This is a genomic window from uncultured Tepidimonas sp. (genome assembly GCF_938045175.1).
In the GTDB taxonomy this organism is placed as follows: Bacteria; Pseudomonadota; Gammaproteobacteria; order Burkholderiales; family Burkholderiaceae_C; genus Tepidimonas.
In genome coordinates this window covers 1-6,313 of record NZ_CALIND010000093.1, presented here as the reverse complement: position 1 = coordinate 6,313, position 6,313 = coordinate 1, and the positions used below count along the sequence as shown (strand labels likewise).

Here is a 6,313-nt window from a genome sequence, read left to right as displayed (position 1 = left end):
CGGCCACCCAGGCTATCAGGCGCGGATGTTGAACATACGCAGGAATACGCAACGGCAGGCCCTGCATCACGGGAGCATTCATGGAGGTAAACACCCATACTCACACGGTCTGGACCAAGGGCGCCGCTGCGCCCACGACCAGATCGCGGCAACCAATGGACAAAGGCGACCGATACGCGCACGCCGCCTGCGAACCCGCCCCGCCGCCCGCCACCGGGGATGACGGTGGCAAACCAAGAACGGCGCGCCCACGGGTTGGCCTGGACGCGCATCGGCATGACGGGGTTGACGGCATTGTAGAAAGCGGGGCTGCACGGTGGCTGACATTCGTCGCATGCGTCATGCAAAATTTGCATCGCATCATGACAGCCCCGTGACGTGGCGGCGGGCGGCCCAAAAACGAATCCCGCCGGACCAACGCCCGGCGGGACCGAAGAAGGAGGGGCTTGGCGAACCAGGCCCACCCAGGCACCGGCCCGGGCCAGGCCAGGGCGGTACCCGTCAGGCCATGACCACGGCGATGAAGGCCAACAAGAACATCAAAATGGCGCCGGCCACCGGGATCAGCCAGGGAATCACGTGAACGATCGCTTCGGCCGGATCGGCCGCGTCCGCAGTGTGCTCGGTGGAGGGGGCTTGCGCCATGGACGACTCCTGAACAGTGGCAGTGAAAGAAAACCCGTTGCTTGATTTTAGTCAAAATCCCCCCATGCGTCACCCCACCCCGCCCGCGACGACGCGCGCCGACGCCCTGCTGCTGGCCGCCGGCCGTGGCGAGCGCATGCGCCCGCTCACCGACACCTGCCCCAAACCGTTGTTGACCGTGCGCGGCCGGCCGCTGCTGGCCTGGCACCTGGACGCACTGGCCCGCGCGGGGGTACGGCAGGTGCTCATCAACACCGCCTGGCTGGGTGAGCGTATCCCAGCCGCCCTGGGTCACACCTATCGCAGCCCGTTCGGCCCGGTGACCCTGTCGTATTCGATGGAAGGTCGCGACTTCGGCCGTGCGCTGGAGACCGCAGGCGGCATCGCGCGCGCGCTGCCGCATCTCGAAGAGGTCTTCTGGCTGGCGGCGGGCGACGTGTTCATGCCCGACTTTCCGTTCGAGGCGGCGGCACGGCAACGCTTTGCCGCCAGCGACGCGCTGGCCCATCTGTGGCTGGTGCCCAACCCGCCGCACCATCCCCGGGGCGACTTTGGCCTGGATGCACAGGGGCGCGCGCTCGACCTGCCCGCCGACGACCCCCGCCCGCGCTGGACCTACTCCAGCGTGGCGCTGCTGCGGCGTGCGCTGTTTGCGCCGCCCTGGTGCGACATCCCGGCCGGCAACCCACAAGGCGTCAGCGCACCGCTGGCCACCGTCTTGCGGCGGGCCATGGCCGAGGGCCGCGTCACGGCCGAGGTCTGGAGCGGCACCTGGGCCGACGTGGGCACGCCCGAGCGCTTGGCGGCGCTCAACCGCGACGGCCTATCATCACCGCCATGACGACCCCCATTCCCCACCAAACCCTCTACGCCCAGCGGCGCGCACGCCTGGCCGCCCAGCTCGGTGATGGCGGCATCGCCATCATCCCCACCGCGCCGGAGCGCATCCGCAACCGCGACAGCGAATACCTGTTTCGCTTCGACAGCTATTTCTACTACCTGACGGGCTTTACCGAGCCGCGCGCCTGGCTGGTGCTGACCGCCGACGGCCACAGCACGCTCTTTTGCCAGCCCAAGGATTTGGAGCGCGAAATCTGGGACGGCTACCGCCTCGGGCCCGAGGCGGCACCCGCCGCACTCGGCGTCGATGAGGCCTATCCCGTCGACGAACTGGACACCCGCCTGCCCCCGCTGCTGGAAAACCGCAGCAGCGTGTGGTATCCCTTCGCCACCCACGCCGGGCTGGAGGCGCGCATCGAGGGCTGGCTTCAAAAGGTGCGCGCGCGCGTGCGCTTCGGCGTGCTGTGCCCGCAGGCGCTGCGCGACGCGTGCGCGCTGCTGGACGAGATGCGACTCATCAAGGACGCGCACGAGCTCGACGTCATGCGCCGCGCCGCACGCATCAGCGCGCACGCCCACGTCCGCGCCATGCAACGCTGCGCGGCCATGATCCGCGCCGGCGAGGACGTGCGCGAATACCACCTGGACGCCGAGCTGCTGCACGAATTTCGTCGCCACGGCTCGCAATACCCCGCTTACGGCAGCATCGTCGCTGCGGGTGCCAACGCCTGCGTGCTGCACTACCGCGCCGACGCAGCTCCGGTGCGCGCGGGCGAATTGGTGCTCATCGACGCCGGTTGCGAGCTCGACGGCTACGCCAGCGACATCACCCGCACCTTTCCGGCCAACGGACGCTTCACCGGCCCGCAGCGCGACTTGTACGAGCTGGTGCGCGCCGCGCAGCAAGCCGCCATCGACGCCACCCGGCCCGGTGCGCGCTTCGTCGACGCGCATGACGCGGCGGTCAAGGTGCTGGCCCAGGGCATGTTGGATCTGGGCTTGCTCGACCGCAACGACGTCGGTCACCTGGACGACGTGATCGAGCAGCGGCACTACTTTCGCTTCTACATGCACCGCACCGGCCACTGGCTGGGGCTGGACGTGCACGACGTCGGCAGCTACGTCGAGCCCAGCGAGGTCGGCCAGACCAGCGAGCGGCGGGACTCCCTCAGCGGCGAAATCATCCGCGACCGCCCCAGCCGCATCCTGCGCCCGGGCATGGTGCTGACCATCGAGCCCGGCCTGTACGTCAGCCCCTCCAGTGGCGCGCCCGCGCATTTTTGGAACCTGGGCATCCGCATCGAAGACGACGCGGTGGTCACCGACACCGGCTGCGAACTCATCACGCGCGACGTACCCGTCGAGCCGGACGCGATCGAGGCGCTGATGCGGGGGTGAGGGGCTGGCTTCAGATGACAGCACTCACCCCCCGCGCTGCCGCCAGGCGCGCGGGTTGCCTGCGCGCAGGCACGCGCGGCGGTAGGCCGCAAGGGTGGCGGCCGCGCGACCCAGTACCGTATCGGGGACAAAAGCGTCCTGCGACGCAGTGACGGCGCCGCCGGCAGCGCGTGAGGCGTCGGCGCCAAAGGGCACACCGGTCAGCAACGCCATGCCGTCGGCGACATGGTCGACGGTCCAGATGTGAAAGCGCTGCGTCGCCACCGCTTCGCACACCTCGTCGGCCAACATCAGGTGGCGCCGGTTGCGCGCCGGGATGAGCACGCCCTGTGTGCCGTCGAGCCCGGCGGTGGCGCAGACTTTGAAAAATCCCTCGATCTTTTCGTTGACGCCGCCGATCGGCAGCACCTCGCCAAACGCATTGATCGCCCCGGTCACGGCAATGCCTTGGCGCAGCGGCAAACCGGACAACGACGACAGCAGGGCGTAGAACTCGGCGCACGACGCCGAGTCGCCCTCGATGCCGGCGTACTCCTGCTCGAACACGATGGAGGCGGTCAGCGCCAGCGGTGCCAGCGGCGCGAACAGGGCCGACAGATAGCTGTGCAGGACGAGCACCGCCTTGTCGTGGATGGGGCCAGACAGGGCCACCTCGCGCTCAATGTTGAGCAGGCCTTCGGTGCCGGGCACGGTGCGCGCGGCCACGCGGATCGGCAAGCCGAAGCGGTAGTCCCCGAGGTCGATGACGGACAGGCCGTTGAGCTGGCCCACGCGCGCACCGTACAGATGCACCAGACGGTCGCCATCGGCCACGGCTTCGCGCAGCCGCTGGTCGGGATAGTCGTGCCGATGGTTGCGCGCGGCGATCGCCGCCGCCACGTCGTCGCGCTCGACGCGCCGTGCGCCGCGGCGGCGTGCCAGCTCGGCCGCTTCGATGGCCAGCGCCTCGGTGCGTGCGAATGCCGCACTCTGGCGCGTGCGGTCCTCCGCCTCGCGGTGGCTGTCTTCGATGAGGCACGCCACCGCCGCCGCACCAAACGGCAGCAGCCCCAGCCGACGCGCCGTGTGGGCGATGAAAATCCCGGTGGCGCGCCAGGTGTCGGGGTTGGCGCTGAACGTCTCGGCAAAGTCCACCTTGATACGGAAATGCCGCGCGAACTCCGGGTCGACCTCCTGCAGCGCGTAGAACTGTTCGTTGGAGCCGATCAGTACCAATTTGACATCGACATCGACCGCCTCCGGCTCGAGCGAGGTGGTGGCCAGCGCTGAAAACATCGTCCCGGGCTCTTCGATCTGCAAGCGGCCGCTGCGCAGAAAACGCCGCAACTTCTCCCACACCAAATCATCGGCCAGCAAATCACGCAGGTGCAGCATCAAAAAGCCGCCGTGCGCGCGCAGCAGGCTGCCGGCGCGGATGCGCGAAAAATCGGTCACCAGCACATCGTTGTCGGTCTGGTACTCGATGCTGCCGAACAGCGGCCGGTACAGCGGGTTGTTCTCGATGATGACGGGGGCGCCCACCGTCTCGGCGTTGTCGACCACCAGATTGACGCGGTAGCGCTGCAACTGGCGCTCCAACGCCGCGCGGCGCTCGGCCTCCTCGTCGGCATCGGCAGGCTCGAACAGCGCCAGGTGTTCCAGCACATCCTGCTCCACCGCGTCCAGCCACTGCCCCAGCTTGCGCGTGTCTTTGAACTGTTTGCGCAAGCCTTGCCGGATGGCGTCGAGCTCGCGATCGAGCAGTGGCCGCACCGCCTGCCGACGCAACGCCTCCACCCCGTCACGCAGGGCACGCTCCAAGGGCGCCGTCACTTCCAGAAAACGCAGAATCTCGGCGCGCAACTCGCGTTCGCCCTCGTCGTAGGCGGCCCGTCGCTCGGGCTCGAGCGCGGCCATGGCCTCGGCGGTCAGCGGTTCGCCCTGATCGTCGATGAGGGTGAAGATGAGCTGCCCGCCCTCACGCCGCAGGGCGAAGTGCCGCGCCCGTGCGTAGGCAGACAGGGCCGCGAACGCCTCCGCCTCGCGATCGCTGTACGTCTTTTCCAGCGCCGACAGCGCGGCCTTGAAACTGGGCTCACTCAGCCGCTTGGGAATTTCGACCTGCAGCCGGCGACAAAACTCGGCCATGCGCTGGCGCAGCGCCCGCCCCTGACCCGCGGGCAGCCGCAGCGCCCGCGGCCGCTCGGGGGCGGCAAAGTGGTGCAGATAGCACAGGTCGGGGGGCACCGGTCGGCTGGCGGCGGCAGCACGCATCTCCTGCTCCAGCAGTGTCGAGCGCCCGGTGCCGATCTCGCCCAGCACGAACAGGTGGTAGTGCGGCTGGTCGATCGCCAGCCCAAAGCGGGCGGCGGTCTGGGCCCGCGCCTGCCCAATCCAGGGCAACGGCTCGTGCTCCAGCGCCGACGTGTCATCGAAGCCCAAACACGCCGGGTCGATGCGCAGGCGCAGCGCCTCGGGCGCCAAGCGCTGCGCACCCACGGGCGCCTGGGGCGTGTCGGTGGTCTCGTCGTGCCGGGGTATCTCTTGCATGCGCCCAGTCTAGCGCCGTTCATCGGCCGTGCCGGCAGCACGCCCGCCGCTGGAGAGCCGCCCACGCTACACTGCGGCGATGGATCCACAACCCCGCCCGCCCTTCCAGATGCTCGCCACCCCCGACTCGCCCCCCTTGGGCGACGAGGACTACCAGCGGCTGGAAACGATTTTGGACGACCTCGCCTCGCGCAGCGACGGCATCCCGCGCTCATGGGAGTACTGCGACGGCTTTCTGACAGCGCTGCTGTGCTGCCGTCGCTCGATCCCGCCGAGCGAGTATTTCCCGGTGCTGTTTGGCGGTGACGGCGCGGGCGGCCCAGGGTTCGGACAGGCGCAATTTCGCGACGAGGCACAGTTACAGGACTTCGTTGGGTTGTGGTTTCGGCGCTGGAACGAGGTGGCCGCCGCACTGCAAGCCCCCGTCGAGTCGCTGGACGACGAGCGGGCGCTGGTGCCCTACCTCATCGACGTGCGCGCGGCGGTGGCCGCACTGCCCCCGGCGGAGCGCGAAGCGCTGACCGAACGCAGCGACGAAGTGCTGCCGGCGTTTAGCCAATACTGGGCTATCGGCTTTACCGACGTGGTGGAGGCTTGGCTCGACGACTGGCGCGCGCCGCGCGAGCGCGAGCTGGCCGAGGCCTGGGGCGACGCGCTCGACACCGTCTACGCGTTGACCGAGGACGACGCCGACCCGCCTGCCCTCAACCCGGGCAACGCCGACGGGCCGCCGACGGTGAGTGAGGCGCGCTGGGCGCTGTTTGGCGAGGCGCTGTGGGCGGTGTACGACCTGTACGACATCGCACGCGAGGTGGGGCCACAGATCGAGCCCATCCGCCGCGCCGTGACCCCCGGCCGCAACGACCCTTGCCCGTGCGGCAGCGGCAAGAAGTACAAGAAG

General features: G+C 69.2%; 5 protein-coding genes. 3 read left to right on the top strand and 2 right to left on the bottom strand.

Features of this window, described 5'->3' with window-relative positions; all coding sequences use genetic code 11:
- Nucleotides 1–501: 501 nt before the first annotated feature.
- On the bottom strand, nucleotides 502–645 hold the full coding sequence (locus tag Q0716_RS04850) for a hypothetical protein (protein WP_299020275.1): 144 nt from the start codon (nucleotides 643–645) through the stop codon (nucleotides 502–504).
- Between the two features lie 64 nt (nucleotides 646–709).
- Here Q0716_RS04850 and Q0716_RS04845 point away from each other — a divergent pair, with 64 nt between their 5' ends.
- Nucleotides 710–1,486 carry a nucleotidyltransferase family protein gene (locus tag Q0716_RS04845; protein WP_299020273.1) on the top strand — a complete coding sequence of 259 codons (777 nt, stop codon included), beginning with the start codon at nucleotides 710–712 and terminating at the stop codon, nucleotides 1,484–1,486.
- Complete coding sequence (locus Q0716_RS04840; RefSeq protein ID WP_299020270.1) at nucleotides 1,483–2,883, top strand: aminopeptidase P N-terminal domain-containing protein; 1,401 nt, start codon at nucleotides 1,483–1,485, stop codon at nucleotides 2,881–2,883. Before Q0716_RS04845 ends, Q0716_RS04840 begins: the two co-directional genes overlap by 4 nt.
- 24 nt (nucleotides 2,884–2,907) lie before the next feature.
- Here Q0716_RS04840 and Q0716_RS04835 read toward each other — a convergent pair whose 3' ends face one another.
- Entirely contained in the window at nucleotides 2,908–5,412 is a 2,505-nt protein-coding gene (locus Q0716_RS04835; protein ID WP_299020268.1) for an ATP-binding protein, read from the bottom strand.
- Nucleotides 5,413–5,491: 79 nt separating this feature from the next.
- Between Q0716_RS04835 and Q0716_RS04830 the strand changes: the two genes are divergently transcribed.
- A partial coding sequence (locus Q0716_RS04830; protein WP_299020267.1) for a UPF0149 family protein occupies nucleotides 5,492–6,313 on the top strand: 822 nt, incomplete at its 3' end.